This is a genomic window from Aquabacter albus, assembly GCF_040049275.1.
GTDB lineage: Bacteria > Pseudomonadota > Alphaproteobacteria > Rhizobiales > Xanthobacteraceae > Aquabacter.
This window is the reverse complement of sequence record NZ_JBDZDT010000008.1, coordinates 166109-180473: the sequence shown is the minus strand read 5'-3', so window position 1 is coordinate 180473 and position 14365 is coordinate 166109. Positions and strand designations below refer to the sequence as shown.

Genomic DNA, 14365 nt, shown 5'->3' with positions numbered 1-14365 from the left:
CGGGGATGAGGCCGTGGCGTCGGTCCACGCTCGCTGGTCGGATTGGCTAAGGCTGCGCGGCAGCATTGCGGCGTTGGGGGGCATTCGAGCGCCCGCTGCTTCTAGATCAGTCCAGCAACAGAAAACTTCTCGCGCACGGCCTGTCCCAAGGCTTCCAGCGCGGGATCCCAGTCGCTGACTTGCTCTTGTCGAACCACCTGCGCGCTGGGATACCACAGGGAGCGCCCGTTCCGGTGCGCCCACGTCCAGGGTTGGGTGGGGGGAATGATCACGATGGCGGGCTGGGCCAGGGCGCCGGCCACGTGCAACGCAAGTCCATCCGCCCCGCAGACCAGATCGAGCCGCGCGACGGCCGCCACGAGGTCCCGCGCGTCCGTGAAATGTGCTCCCGCATCCACGATCTCTTGCTCGCCCTGTAGATGGGCGCGGCGCTGGTCGAAAACGAGTGACACCAGCGTCCCGGGCTCCGCGAGCGCCGCCTTGAGGGCGTCAAGCGATAACCCCGAGGGGTCGCCATCCCAAACGATGCCAATGAGCGGACGTGCGAGGCCGGAGAACAGCTCGCCCCACCGGTCATACCGGGTCTTCTCCACGGCAAGATAGCCTTCCGCGGCCATGTCCTCGGGCGATACGCCCAGGAGTTCGGGCAGGGCAGTGAGCGGGCAGGCTTGCTCGGGCGCTGCGGACTCGGTTGGCGCGAGGCCCGCGACGCCTTCCAGCAATGGACCGAGGGCGGCCTCCGCATGGCACGCAAGGCGGCCGCTTGGAACCAACTGGCGGGCGAACCGCGCCAGCAGCAGCACCTCCTCCGCCGCCAGGCCCTCCGGCACGAAAAGCGGGGTGTGGCCCCACGCCTCAGGCGTCATCCGCTCCTTGGGAGCGGGCCATACTTCATCGAAGCGCCCCATGCCCATGAGCAAACGGGTGCGCATCTGGTGGGCCTCGGGCTTGTCCGGCGCCAGCTTCAGCGCGCTATCGGCGAAGACGAGGGCCTTGTCGAGATCGCCGGCAAGGCGCAGGAGGCGCGCCATCTCCAGCAGCATGTCCGGATCATCGGCGAGGTGGCGCACCACGGGGGCGAAGACCGCGAGGCCACCTGCCGTATCCCCGCGACGGATCAGGCTGCGCGCCAGCGCCGCTTGCGCCGGCACATAAGCGGGCGCGATGGCGATCACGCGGCGGATCAGCCGCTCGGCCTCCGCCGGCCGGCCGAGATCGGCAAGGCACGAGGCCAGCGACAGGGCGCGCTCGTGATTGGCAGGGCTCGCCAGATAGGCCTGCTCGGCAAAGGGCAGCGCCTCCTCGGTCCGCCCCGCATGCACAAGCAAGGTGGCCAGCATGGCGAGGTCGTCGCCATGGCCGGGGCGCAGGTCCAGCGCGGTGCGCAGCGCCTTTTCCGCCTGGGCGGGCTCGCCCTCCAGCATCAGCAGCGCGGCGGCTGCGGACCAGCCCTCCGCCAGGAGTTCCGTATCGCCCGCCAGCAGCGCCAGTTGCTGCATGCGCACGATTTCTTCGCGCGCCCGGACGAACTCGCCCCGGATGAGCAGCATGCGCCCCAGCTCGCTTCGGCGCCGGGCATCCTCCGGCGCGAGCAACACCGCCTGTTCGAGGCAGGCGAGCGCTTCCTCGGTCCGCCCGAGCGCCGCATGGGCGGCGCCGAGATTGCCGATCACGTCGGCGCGGTCGGGCACCTGCGAGGCGAGTTCGGCCAGTAGAAAGTAAGCTGGCTCCACCGCGCCCTGCTTCATGGCGATGGCCGCTTTCAGTATCAGCGCATCCACGTCGCCGGGCCGCTCAGCCAGCATATGCGCGATGAGAATCTCCGCCTCTTCGTGCCGTCCATCCTTCATCAAGCGGGTCGCGGCTTCGATCTGCCTTCGGGGTAAAATTGGTGCTGAGGAAGGGGCAGTCATGATTATGTGAATACGGTCAGATTATTTATCTTGGATTCGAGAGAGTTTTTACCGGTTTTGATTGCGTTTTTCCCTATACTTATTTCACCCACATGAGATCTGATCTTGTCACTGATCGTAGCTAGGTTCGCTAAGGTCAGTTTATTCATTAGAATGGTTTTGTTCGAGCCTGAGACTTTGAAGTCTTCGCCGATAAGAATTTTACTATCAGATCTAGCCAATTTAAGATCAGCGCCTGCTAAAATCTTAGCATCTCGCGTGGCGACTTTCATGTCGCCGCTCCCAAGTACGGTTTTCGTTGACCCACCTATAATAATATCAGTTTTCCTGCCCAAGGTCACTGTAAATGCCGCCCCCAATTGCACCGTCATAGACATGGCTGCTTTGAGTGTCTGCTCTGCGCCGAGAAATACGGTGAAGGACTCACCCGCCGTGTATTTCGTGAATGTCCCATAAGTGAAGATTTTTGTGGGCCCTTGCGATTTCACCGTGAAGGACCCGCCACCATCTCCGCCTCCCCCACCACCGGCGCCATCCGACTGGGCGGCGGACATCTGGGCGGGACCGCCCATCTGACCACGAGGGGATTTCGGAGTGCTGCCACCCATCTGAGCGCTGGTGGGCATCTGATCGGTGCCGCTTGGCTGAGCGCCGGCGGACTTTAGCGCGGTCTCGTCTGGCGAAGGGGCCCCCCCCGTCTGAGAAACGGCTCCGGCCGTGATGATGATGTCGCCTTGGGCCGTCAGCACATACTGCCCTCGGGACACGGTGTGCGTCGAATCCCCGGTCGAGGTCTCCGTCGTGTGGCCCTTGCCGAATTTCATCAATCCGGCGCCGCGCACGTTCACATCCAGATCATCCTGGCTGTAAAGTTGGATTCCCTTCCCAGAGCCCTTTATGGGATCGCTCGTCATGCCCGCGCCGGTGGCATCGACGCCGGAGGCCGTGTAGGTCAGCCCCGTCGCGACAACATTCTTGCCATCCTTCGTCTCGTCGCTTGCTTGGGCGCCCATCCGGAAATAGGTGCCGGAAGTGGCGGCGTCGTTATAGGAGACCGGAACATCCATGCGCAGATAGCGCGGGCCGCGCGTCTCCTTCCCACCCGCCTCGGTGACGGACCCGTCTTCCATCTCCAGCAGGGTGCCCGCCGCGGTGCGCAGGCGGTTCGCGGTGGAGGATGCGCTTTTGACGAGGTTCTGGTTGATGCTGTTGAAAGCCGCTCCGACAATGATCGGCCGATCGGGATCGCCATTGACGTAGGCCATCAAGACCTCGGTGTTGGGCACCAGCGGAAAATGCAGGCCGCTCGCAACCCCGTCCACGCCCGAACTCGCGTAGGGCTCGATCTGCCGCACTGCGACGCTGCTGGGATTCAGCGTGCCCATGGCGTGCTTTTTGTCGCTTTCGTCAAACTGGAGATTGACGTGATACTTGTCCTCTCCATCAAGCACGGCGCGTTTCTTTGGCGCCCCCGCCACCACGGCATTGAACACGCCCGCCATGACCGGTCGCGGCGTCTGGCGCTTGGGACGAAACTGCAATGACGAGGGGATCGCGACAAAGCGGTTGCGATACCGTTCGTCCTTGGCCAAGCCGAGGTCGGGGTGCCAATAGTTCGAGGCCGCGGCGGAATGCTCGATGGAAACAACAAGGTATTCCTCGGCGCTCGACGACGAGAACCCCTTGATCTGAAGCATCATCCCGGCGTGCAGCCCCATTAGCGTGCTTTCGCCTTCGAACACGCTGGCCTGCCATGCGAGTTCCTGCGCGCGGATTTTTGCGAACTCGACGCCCTCATTGTGATCAGCAAAATGGTCGCCATATTCAACAATGGATCCGATGCCGTCGTTATCTTGACCTTCGTTCAAGCCGACGACCTCGCTGGAGGCCAGCATGTCACTTGCCGGGCCGGTCTCGTTATAGTCACGGACCACGAACGATTTGGCGTGCGGCCTCTGCACTTGTGAAAAAGACAGAACGCACGGATTCAGAAGATCCGTTGCGGTTGTCGCGTTGTTGGTGGTCACGACTGGAGAGGATGAAAATCGAAGGAAGTCCGCATTCTGCGCTCCGATCCGGATTTTGTCCCTGTAGTCGGATTTTACATTTGCGGAGCCAGAACCAGGTTTTCCATGTTCGAAGTAATAGAATATTCCGTAATGTTCAACCATGCGAGAGAAGAAGGAAAAGTCTGTTTCGTTGTATTTTGTAATATTATCCGGAAGTTCAATCTTTATATCGTTGATACTCGAGGAAACATTGAATTCGAGGCTCTGCTGATGGCCACCCGTGGTCGAATTGTCGGGATTGCTGGACAACAGGCCTTTAATGAAATCAGTCTTTGATACTTCAGATGTCGCAAATATGTTCGACACTTGATTGTAATTCAGGGCGGATATGCTTGGAGCCAAGACAGCATAGCAGGCATATTGGCCTTGCGCGTTCATGATCGCGTCGACACGGAATTCCAGGATGATGCCGGCGAAGATGCTTGCATTGGGGGGTGAAGTAGAATCCGTCCCCGAACCGAAGTTGTCCTGGGAACCGGCCGAGATGGTGAGCCATCCCTTCTTTCCGACAATGGTCTTGCCTCGGATGGTGCTCAAGGTCGCATCGCTTGCCAGGAAGGACGCCTCGAACCGGTAGGGTTCCGAAATCGCCTCGCGTCCCTTGATGGCCCGGCAATCGAAATGCGTGACCGCTTCACCCGTCGCACCAGCGATTTTGGCGATGGACAGTTTCAGCTTCAGATCGACGGCCATTGGCTCCCCCTTATTCAAAAAATGAAAGGCGCGCTCAGCGCATGGACATCAATTTGATCTGCGTGGCGGCGGAGGTGAGGCCCGGCGCCTGATTGTTCTGAAGGGTGGGCGCGCCCATGGTGGTCACAGGCGTCCCTCCGACGAAGAAATTGGAAGACCCCAGCATGTTCCGCGATGGCCCCATCTCGGTCTGCGAGATGATGCCGAGGAGCGTGCCCGCATTGTCGCCGTTGGTGAGGGGGATCGAGGTCGCCAGATTATGGACGGGCATGGCCGAGACGCACGTCTTGAGCTGATTGGGGACCGCCGTGTTCCGCAGCCCGATGACCGGATAGGGGATGACGACCACCGCAGGCCCCACGATCGTCTTGCAGGGATCCGGAAAAGCCATGTCGGGTGCGGCTATGGGGCCTTGGGAGTTCGCAAAACCCGGCATCTCAGTCTTCCTCCGTTGCCGACCGCACCTTGTAGGGGCTGTAAAGCTCCGCCAGAGCCCTTTCCTGATCGGTGCCCAGGGGCTGGCCAGTCGCACCTAAGTACAGCACGCCGTTGGTGACGGCCCTGTGGAGGTTGGTGCGCAGAAGCTCGGTGCGGGAGAAATCCGCGCCTTCCAGCCGCGAGACATTCAGCAGCGCGTAAGACAGGTCCGCTCCGGCGAAGCGGGCGCCAGGGGCCTGGGCCCCGACCATGACGCTTTCCCTGAGGTCAGCGCCGGAAAAATCCGCTCCTCCGAGGCGTGCCCCCATGAAGTTGGCGTTTGTCAGCCGCGCGTCCGTAAAGCGCGCACCGGTGAGGTCGGACTTGGCGAAGAAGGCCTGGGGTGCGTTGACCCCGCTGAGATCGGCGCCGGCCAGTATGCATTCCTGGAGGAAGCTGCCGGACAGGTCCACCCCGGCAAGGTTCGCCTCCCCGAGGTGCCCTCCTGTCATATTGACCCGCGCCAGCGACACCGAAGTGAGGTCGCACCCGGAAAGGTCCACCTCAACAAGAAGCACGGTGTCGAGCACGAGGCCGTCCAGCCGGGCCGCGCGCAGGTCGGCCTTGTTGGCGATCATGCGCGTCGCGACCATGCCGGAGAAGTCGACCTCGTCGAGCACGCATTCCAGAAGGGCGCAGCCGTCGATCCGCGCTCCGACCCATCGGGTGCGCGCAAGGTCGCATTTGAGGAAATTGCAGTCCGAAACCGTCATCCGGGAAAAGCCGGCAGGGTTCATCGCGCAGGACACGAAGGACGCCGACAACAGGGTGCTGGCCTCGAAATTCGTCCGAGAAAGATCGCATTCGATGAACCGGCAGCCCTCCAGGCTGGCGCCAGCGAATGAGGTGCCCGAAAGATCGCATCTGATGAACAGGGTTTCGCGCAAGGTTGCCCGGTCGAACCGCGCGCCCCGGAAGCTCGTCTCAATGATGATGCCGTTGGAGAGGTCGTCGGTCGCGATCCAGTTGGTGAGGGCAAAGTCGCCCCGTTTGTACGGGATGCTCAGCCGCGCATGCGTCAGAAGATCCTCGCGGGCCGCGGCGTCAGACATTGCGGGTCTCCAGGGCCAGCACGGTCTTTGCAAGATTTGCCCCGGAAAGGTCGGCTCCGGACAGGTCTGCATCCATCATGTCGGCGCCATAGAGGTTCGCACCCTGCAGCCGCGCGCGGGCGAGATTTGCCCGATGGAGCTTGGCATCCAGAAGATGCGCGCCGACGAGGTCTGCGTCCTGCATGTCGCTGGAATCGAGAAGCGTTTCCTGCATGGAGGCCAGCCGGAAACTGGCACCGGCAAGTTTGGCTTCAGCCATGGAGGCGCGGTCGAGCGTGGCGCGGTGAAAACGCGCGGCGACGAGGTTCGCGGCGTGGAATGCACAGTCGCTCACCAGCGCGGCGGAGAAATCCGCCCGCGAGAGATCGACACCGCCCACGAAACTGCTGCCGCGCAGATCCGCCTGGACGGCGCTCACATCCGGGGCGGTGACGGCAACGAGGGCGCACCGGTCGAGGTACGCCCCGTTGAAGGCGGCGCCGGAGAGATCGCACTCCACAAGCTGGCATTGCCGCAGGAGAGCCTGGTCAAACCGTGCCCTCCTGAAGGTACTCTTGACGAACGTGATTTCATCGAAGCGGCAGAGCACGAGGTCCGCCCCGTCCAGTTCGATCTCCACGGCTGATATCTCGTTCCAGCTCGCGCCCCGCATGACCGCCCTTCGCAGGCGCGCCCGCATCATCTGCGTGCGGTTGAGCCGCGCGCCGGACAGGTTGAGCGCCGTACCATCCACGCCGGCAAGGTTCGCGTCGCTCAGGTCCGTATCGGACAGGTCGGCGTGGGCGAGCCGCGCGCCGGCGAAGACGGTCTGCACCAGTTTCGCGCCCCTGAGACGGGCTTTGGCAAGATTGGCGCGTTCCAGGAAGGCTCCAGACAGGTCAAGGCCGGTCAGGTCCGCGCCGGCGAGGTCGACGCCGGCAAGGTCGCGGCCACGCAGATCGATGCCCGCGCGGATGTCGGCCAGGACCAGATCGCCAAATCGTTTGGCGAGGCGCGGCGAAAGCACCTCCTGAGGATAGCTCGGCGTGAGCGACATCCGCCGGCCCTGGGCGATCGCGTCCTTCATCCTGGGCTCGCTCTCGTCGAGCAGCGCCTCGACATCGGCCATGTCGGCCTTCACCTGCGCCAGCATCTGGTCCGGCGTCCGGTCGTCCGGATTCTGATCATCCATGCCCCCCATGGCGGCCAGCAGGGCGTCGATCGCCGAGCGTCCCGGCGCAGGCTTCAAGTTCGGCAGCTGTGCCGCGATCGCCTTGTCCGCCTCCGTCAGCTTCTGCGCCATGCCCGCTACCGGAACATCGGGAAGGCTGGGACCGGCCAGCTTGTCCAGCAGCGCGGTGATGGGGGGGGCGGGCGGTGGGGCGGCAGGTGTACCGGGCTTCGACACGTCCGGCGGCAACTCGATCTGCGGCACGTCCGAAGCGGCCCGAAGGCCCGCCCGCGCGCCCGCAAAAGGGCGCGATTCCGGAAGGTCGAGAAAACGTGCGTGGGCTTCCTTCAGCAGGGCCTCGTCGTCGGATCCGCCGAGCCCGTCCAGAATCATGCCGCGCCAGTCGCCCAGCTCCGCCGCCTTGTCCATGGCAGCGGTCATCGCCGGCGACAGCGGCGTGCCGTCCGGCAGGTCGGGCGCGGGCATTTGGATTTGACCGAGGCTCTTGTCCAGTTCGGTGGCGAGATCCGTGTCTCCCATCAGAGGGGACATGGCTGACAGCAGAGCGTCGATGTCGGATGGGGTTGCCCCCGGCCGCTGCACCGCGTCCATCGCCGAGTGGATCCCCTGGCCGAGCTTGGATAACGCCTGGAGCTTCTCCTCGGCCTCGCGGTGCTTTTCCTCGATGACGTCCAGTATTTCGCCGAGATCGAAATCGCCCTCCGCGAGTTCCTCCGGGGTCGGCATCAGCAGCAGGTCGTCGCTCGCCTCCGGCGGCGGCGGACGCAGCGCGGCGGGGATGCCGGCGGCGTCCAACTGGCGCTTTGTGAGGAAGGTCATCACCTCGGCATGGGCAGCGGCGCGTTCGCGCGCCTGCGTCACGCGGGCGGCGCGGCGCCGGGCGTCCTCGGCGGGGTCGCGCGGCGGCGTGAGCTGGGATTCCGAAAAGGCATGGCGGAATGCCGTGTCAGGATTTGTGCGCAGGCGGCGCACCTCGGCATAGTGAGAGACGGGGCGGGGAGGGGCGGCCATGCGTTCATAGCCCAGCAGGACATCGGTCACGTCCTTGCCCTCGATATCCTCGATGCGCGTCATGCCGTGCCAGATCAGGACCCCGCGCCGCGCTCCGGCGAGCAGCCACAGCGTGTCGAGCCGCATGGTCAGCTCCACCCAGCTCCGTTCGCCGCATCCGACGAAGACGCGCGGGCGGACAGCGGGCAGGCGGCCGGAGATCTCCACTTCGTCGGCGGAAAAATTGCGGAGCCGATAGGGTTCATCGCCGCGCAGATAGTCCGCGAAGCGTTGCTCGGGGGGAGCGGTCATGAAGAAATCGGGATGAATATCATCGGGCAGTGCGGGCGCGAGGTTCTCCGCCCAGGCCTGATCATAGGTGCCGGCGAGCGTGCGGCGTTCGGGACTGAAGACATCCAGCGGGCCGAACCGCGCGGGAGCGGGGACGTCGACGATCGATTGAATGAGGGTGTCGGAATTCTCGATATTCGGCAGCGGGACCGGCTCCCCCTTTCCGACGCGCTCGGCCGCGTCACAGCCGACACCCAGCGGGTTGGTTGGGTGGCGGGCGCCACCCAAGGCGCGTGCGGGCTCGAGCAGCAGGTCCGATATGGGCTGCGCGGGCGTGGGCTTGTAGCCGTTGGGGCTGCCAGCCCACCATCGGTCTCCGAACACTGCGAAGCGTCGCCTGATGCCCCCCACCTCCGCTTCGAGCATCAAGCCTTGGGTCTTGGGGGCGTGGATGCGGCCGCCGATCAGAAGCTCCGCCCGGGGCTTGGGCATGCTGGCATCCAGCGCGGCGCCGGGCGGCAACACCTGAGCCAGCATCGTCCAAAGGGTCTGTTCGCTGTCGAGGCGCGAGGGATCGGCAAGATCAAACGCCGCCACCACGGAAACGATATACCGCACACTCTCCCTTCGTCGCTCGACTTTCGTCAGCAGCGAGAGCGTGCGCGGTTTCATGAAAAGTGGCATTGAAATAACTTAACGCAGATAATTCGAAATCCAGTAATATTGATACTTCTTTACGGAATTACGACGGTACATCAACACCATAGAACAGGGTTGCCGCGGTCGGATAATCTATACGTAGAAAGCCGTGCTTGATCGGTAGGCGGAAGCAGTTGGCTGTCAATTGAACCGCGTGACAAAATAGAACGCTGTTCGGATAGCTCTATCTGCCTAATGAGATTTGCTGCATCCATCGCGCGCCTGGAGACAATCGATCGTATTGGGATGAAAATCTCGATGCGGAAGGCAGAAATAATCTACGAATGTGGCTGGAAAGTTTGCGGCCGTGTCACCGAAGAGAAAGCGACGCCGATCTGCACATGCGCGGCGTTCCGCCGTCACCATCGGGAGCATCCTGTTGACGGCACCCCGGCAGCCAAAGTTCCGGGCCGTGGTGCTCCCGAGCCCCGCGTTGCCGAATTGGCAACGGACGTTGCGCAACTAGCGCCTACCTTGAGATGACGTCGACCGCATACTCACGCGATTAGCCAACAAAAAGACTGGCAATTGCCGACCAGAACAGTGCGGGAACTTCAAATGCAAAAATCCTCCCAAGCAAGCCTCTACGCGTTGCACGCCGTCGTCCTCGGGATCGTCCTGATCGTCGAGAGCATCGGCGTGATCCGGATCCCCATCGGCGTCGCCGCGGTGATCCTGCTGCCCATGCTCTATGCCTTCGTGCTCGGCATCATCCTCAACCCGAGCATCCTCCCGGTCATGGGCAAGCTGCTGACGCCGCGCGCGGTCAAGCTGGCGGCGACGATGATCAGCGTGGCCTTCATGCCCTTCATCGCCAAGTTCGGCACCACCGTCGGGCCGCAGATCCAGAAGATCATCGAGACCGGCCCCGCTTTGATCCTTCAGGAGATCGGCAACCTCGGCACCATCGTGGTCGCCTTCCCGGTCGCGGTCTTCCTTTTGAAGATGGGACGCGAGTCGATCGGCGCCAGCTACTCCATCGACCGCGAGGCCAACCTCGCGCTGATCGCCGACAAGTATGGCCTGAAAAGCCCCGAGGGCGCCGGCGCCATGGGCGTCTACGCCACCGGCACACTGATCGGCACCTTCGTCTTCGCGTTCATGCCGCCGATGATCCACGCGCTCGGCATCTTCGACGTCCGCGCGCTCGCCATGTCGTGCGGCGTCGGCTCCGGCAGCATGCTCGCCGCCTGCACCGCCTCGCTGGTGGCCGTCATTCCTGAACAGAAGGACCTCATCCTCGCGCTCGCCGCGGCCAGCAACATCCTGACCTATGCCACCGGCCTCTATGTCGGGCTGTTCGTCGCCCTGCCGCTCACCGAATGGCTCTACGACAAGGCACGCCCGTCTGAGCGCCGTGCGGCCGCCGTCTGAGGAGGACGAAATCATGAGCATCGACAACACACAGACCGCCGCCGTCCTCGAAGCCGGCAGTTCCGACGAGCGCAAGACCGACGTGCTCAAGACCGCCGGCCTGCTGGTGGTGGCGTGCGCCCTCGGCCTCGTCGCCAACTGGGTGGCCACCGGCACCAGCCCCCTGATCGCGCTGCCCGGCATGGTCATCCTGGGCCTGTGCTCGATCGTCGGCGTCATTCTCACGCGCCTCATGCCGTTCTACCTGCCGAGCGTCGCCTGGATCTCGCTGGTGGCGATCATCGTCACCATCCCCGGCGTCCCCGGCGCCGCCTATGTGGTGGAGCAGGTCACCAAGCTGAACTTCGTCGCCATGGCGTCGCCGATCCTCGCTTATGGCGGACTGGCGCTGACCAGCAACGAATTCCAGATCGCGCGCAGCTCGGGCTGGAAGATCGTCATCGTGGCCATCTGCGTCATGTTCGGCACCTATATGGGCTCGGTGGTGATCGCCGACCTCACCCTGCGTCTGGGTTGGTGAGAATGAGCGTTCTGAGCAACGAGGCCATTGCCGAGGCGGTCGCCTGGCGCCGGGACCTTCACCGGCACCCGGAGATCGCCTTCCAGGAGCATCGCACCTCCCGTCTGGTCGCCGGCCTCATGGAAGGCTGGGGCTTGAAGGTGCGGACCGGGTATGGCGGCACTGGTGTGGTCGGTACGCTGTCGCGCGGCTCAGGCAGCCGCGCGATCGCCATCCGCGCCGACATGGACGCTTTGCCGATCACCGAGGACAGCGGGGTCGCGCATGCCTCGCTGACCCCGGGCCGGATGCACGCCTGCGGGCATGACGGCCACACCGCCATGCTGCTGGCCGCCGCCCAACATTGCGCCACTGAGGGCACGTTCGACGGCACGGTGCACTTCGTGTTCCAGCCCGCCGAGGAGAACGAGGCGGGCGCTTTGCGGATGATCGAGGACGGGCTGTTCCGCGAGCATCCCACCGATGCTGTCTACGGCCTGCACAATTGGCCCGATTTGCCGGTCGGCGCCTATACGGCGCTCGACGGCCCCATAATGGCGGCCTACGGTGTGTTCGAGATCGTTGTGCGCGGCCGCGGCGCCCATGCCGCCATGCCGCATAAGGGCGCCGACCCCATCCTGGCCGCTGGCCAGGTGCTTTCGGCGTTGCAGTCCGTGTCGAGCCGCGCGGTGTCGCCGCTCGAGGCGGTGGTGGTCTCGGCGACGCAGATCCACGCCGGCGACACCTGGAACGTGATCCCTGACATCTGCACCATCCGCGGCACCACGCGCTGGTTCTCCGACGAGGCCGGGCGCACCGTCGAGGAGCGCCTGAAGTTCATCGCCGGCAGCGTCGCCCGCGCCTTCGGCTGCGAGGCCGTGATCGACTATCAGTCGCGCTACCCGGCCACGGTCAACGATCCTGCCGCGGCCCGCTTCATGCGCGAGACCGCCAGCTCTTCGCGGGTTGGGCTCAACGCCGCCGCCGCGCCGCTCAGCATGGTGTCGGAGGATTTCGCCTTCATGCTGCAGGAAAAGCCCGGCTGCTACCTCTGGCTCGGCGCACGGCGCGAGGGCGAGAATCCCGGCCTGCACAGCGCGCGCTTCGACTTCAACGACGCCATTCTGCCGCTTGGCGCCGATTTGTGGGTCGAGGTCGTCGAGCGGGCTCTGCCCTGCGCCTGAAAAGGCGGCTAGTAAGGACATAGCCGAGCAGGCCGAGGACCGACCATCATGACCGTGCTGGACCCGAAGGTGCTCCGCCATCTGCTGGCGGTGATGCGCACGGGGTCCATTCGCGGCGCGGCGGAGTTCCTCGGCCTCGCGCCCTCGGCGGTCAGCCGCCAGATCGCTGATCTGGAATACCGGCTGGGCGTGCCGCTGCTGGAGCGCACCTCGCGCGGCGTCGTCATCACCGAGGCCGGCCATCTGGTCGCCGAGCACGCCCGCCGCACCTTCGAGGACCAGGAGGTGCTGACCGAGCAGATCGGCCAGCTCAAGGAGCTGCGGCAGGGCATCGTCCGGGTCTGTTGCGACGAAGGGTTCATCGCCGACCTGATCGAGCACGGGGTGGCGGGCTTCACCGAGATCTATCCGGCCATCCGCTTCCGCATCGACGTTGCCGGCACCGACCGCGTCCTGGAAGCCATCACCCAGGGCGACACCGATATCGGGGTCGCCTACAACCCCACCATCGACACCGGTGTGCGCCCGCTGGCGATCCAGCGTCAGCCGCTTTGTGTCGTCACCGCTCCCGGTCACCCCCTGACCGCCCGTGAGGCCGTCGGGCTGCGCGATGTGATCGAGAGCCCGATGGCACTGCTGACAGTGGGGCACGGCATCCGCCAGCTCCTCGGCCGCGCCGCCGCCGATGCCGGGCTCACCTTGGCACCGGCGATGGAGACGCCGTCGATCGACGTGCTGCGCCGCTTCGCCGCCAGCGGGCTTGGCATCACCTTTCTTCCCCGCTTTGCGGTGGCGGCCGAGTTGGCGCGCGGCGGCGTCGCGGTGGTCGAGCTGACCGATGCTCTGCTGGTGGAGGCAAGCGCGCACCTGATGGTGCGGGCGGGCCGGCGGCTGCCGGCGTCGATCGAGCGAATGGCGGGTTATCTGGCCCGCGAAATGGTGGCGTTTCACGATGTCCCCATGGTCTGAATGGGTGCCCTGCGGGGCACCGTGCAACGGAAAGGACGTTCGATGAGAACGGATCAGCGAGGCTCCGCCGGTGTCATCGGCCTTGGCAATATGGGATTGCCGATGGCCCGGACACTGATCCGCAAGGGCTTCACGGTGTATGGCTACGACGTGCTGGAGGAGCGCCGCGAACTGGCCGCCGCATCCGGCGTCATTGTGTGCTCCGGCGTCCCCGAGGTGATGGGCGCCACGGCCTATCCGGTGCTCTCGCTTCCCACCGCGCGGGAGGTCGAGGAGGTAGTTGAGGCGGCCGGCGCGCTGCTCGGCCCTGGCCGGTGCGAGCGGACCATCGTCATCGACACCTCGACCTCAGAACCGGACGTCAGCCGCCGGCTCAGCGCCCGGCTCGCGGCGGCCGGGCACGGCTTCCTCGACGCGCCGGTCTCCGGCGCCCCCATCGGCGCCGCCGCCGGTACCCTGACCATGATGATCGGCGGCGCAGAGGCCGACGCGGCCTATGCCCGCCCGGTGATCGAGGCGCTGGCCTCCAAGATCATGCATGTGGGTCCCAACGGCTCCGGCAACGTCGCCAAGCTGGTCAACAACCTGCTGGTCGCAGCGCACATGGTGAGCACCGGCGAGGCGCTGCGCCTCGCATCCGCTGCCGGGCTCGATGCGGAATCGGCGCTGCGCGTGATCAACGCATCGACCGGCCGCTCGGCGATCAGCGAGGTCCACTTTCCGAACTGGATCATGTCGAACCGCTTCGAATGCGGTTACACCATGGGACTGATGCGCAAGGACGTGCGCCTCGTGCTGGACATCGCCGAACAGGCCGGGGTGGCGCTGCCGCTAGGCGAGCACGTCGCCCAGCTCTGGCTCGACAGCACCGACCGCCTGGACGACGCCGAGGATTTTACGCGCATGGGTGCCTTCACCGATCCGTCCGCGTCGGAGACGTGATCGGGAAAAGGGGCGCAGAGGACCGCCCCTGCGCCCGATGGT

The 14365-nt window shown here is 64.7% G+C and carries 10 protein-coding genes; 5 read left to right on the top strand and 5 right to left on the bottom strand.

The window, feature by feature from the left end; genetic code table 11:
* Positions 1-101 precede the first annotated feature (101 nt).
* From ABLE91_RS21045 to ABLE91_RS21025, 5 genes are all read right to left on the bottom strand, one after another.
* Positions 102-1850: a tetratricopeptide repeat protein gene (locus tag ABLE91_RS21045; RefSeq protein ID WP_348934006.1), complete on the bottom strand. Its 1749-nt coding sequence runs from the start codon at positions 1848-1850 to the stop codon at positions 102-104.
* A 65-nt stretch (positions 1851-1915) separates the two neighbouring features.
* The gene (locus ABLE91_RS21040; RefSeq protein WP_348934004.1) at positions 1916-4675 is read right to left on the bottom strand and encodes a type VI secretion system Vgr family protein; all 2760 of its coding nucleotides are present in this window, start codon (positions 4673-4675) and stop codon (positions 1916-1918) included.
* A 34-nt stretch (positions 4676-4709) separates the two neighbouring features.
* Positions 4710-5066 (bottom strand): DUF4150 domain-containing protein, encoded by a 357-nt coding sequence (locus ABLE91_RS21035; RefSeq protein ID WP_348934002.1) that lies wholly within the window; start codon positions 5064-5066, stop codon positions 4710-4712.
* A 46-nt stretch (positions 5067-5112) separates the two neighbouring features.
* A complete protein-coding gene (locus ABLE91_RS21030) occupies positions 5113-6204 on the bottom strand; it encodes a pentapeptide repeat-containing protein (RefSeq protein WP_348934000.1) in 1092 nt (363 codons plus the stop codon).
* Positions 6197-9328 carry a DUF2169 family type VI secretion system accessory protein gene (locus ABLE91_RS21025; protein WP_348933998.1) on the bottom strand — a complete coding sequence of 1044 codons (3132 nt, stop codon included), beginning with the start codon at positions 9326-9328 and terminating at the stop codon, positions 6197-6199. Before ABLE91_RS21025 ends, ABLE91_RS21030 begins: the two co-directional genes overlap by 8 nt.
* A 585-nt stretch (positions 9329-9913) precedes the next feature.
* On the opposite strand from ABLE91_RS21025, the gene ABLE91_RS21020 reads away from it, so the two are divergent.
* From ABLE91_RS21020 to ABLE91_RS21000, 5 genes are read left to right on the top strand one after another with little or no spacing between them, the layout of a single operon-like run.
* Positions 9914-10729 (top strand): DUF3100 domain-containing protein, encoded by an 816-nt coding sequence (locus ABLE91_RS21020; protein WP_348933996.1) that lies wholly within the window; start codon positions 9914-9916, stop codon positions 10727-10729.
* 13 nt (positions 10730-10742) lie between these two features.
* A complete protein-coding gene (locus ABLE91_RS21015; protein WP_348933994.1) occupies positions 10743-11249 on the top strand; it encodes a hypothetical protein in 507 nt (168 codons plus the stop codon).
* Between the two features lie 2 nt (positions 11250-11251).
* On the top strand, positions 11252-12412 hold the full coding sequence (locus ABLE91_RS21010; RefSeq protein ID WP_348933992.1) for a M20 aminoacylase family protein: 1161 nt from the start codon (positions 11252-11254) through the stop codon (positions 12410-12412).
* Positions 12413-12460: 48 nt separating this feature from the next.
* Positions 12461-13381, top strand: a complete 921-nt coding sequence (locus tag ABLE91_RS21005) for a LysR family transcriptional regulator (protein ID WP_348933990.1) — start codon at positions 12461-12463, stop codon at positions 13379-13381.
* On the top strand, positions 13382-14323 hold the full coding sequence (locus ABLE91_RS21000) for an NAD(P)-dependent oxidoreductase (RefSeq protein ID WP_348933989.1): 942 nt from the start codon (positions 13382-13384) through the stop codon (positions 14321-14323).
* Positions 14324-14365 lie beyond the last annotated feature (42 nt).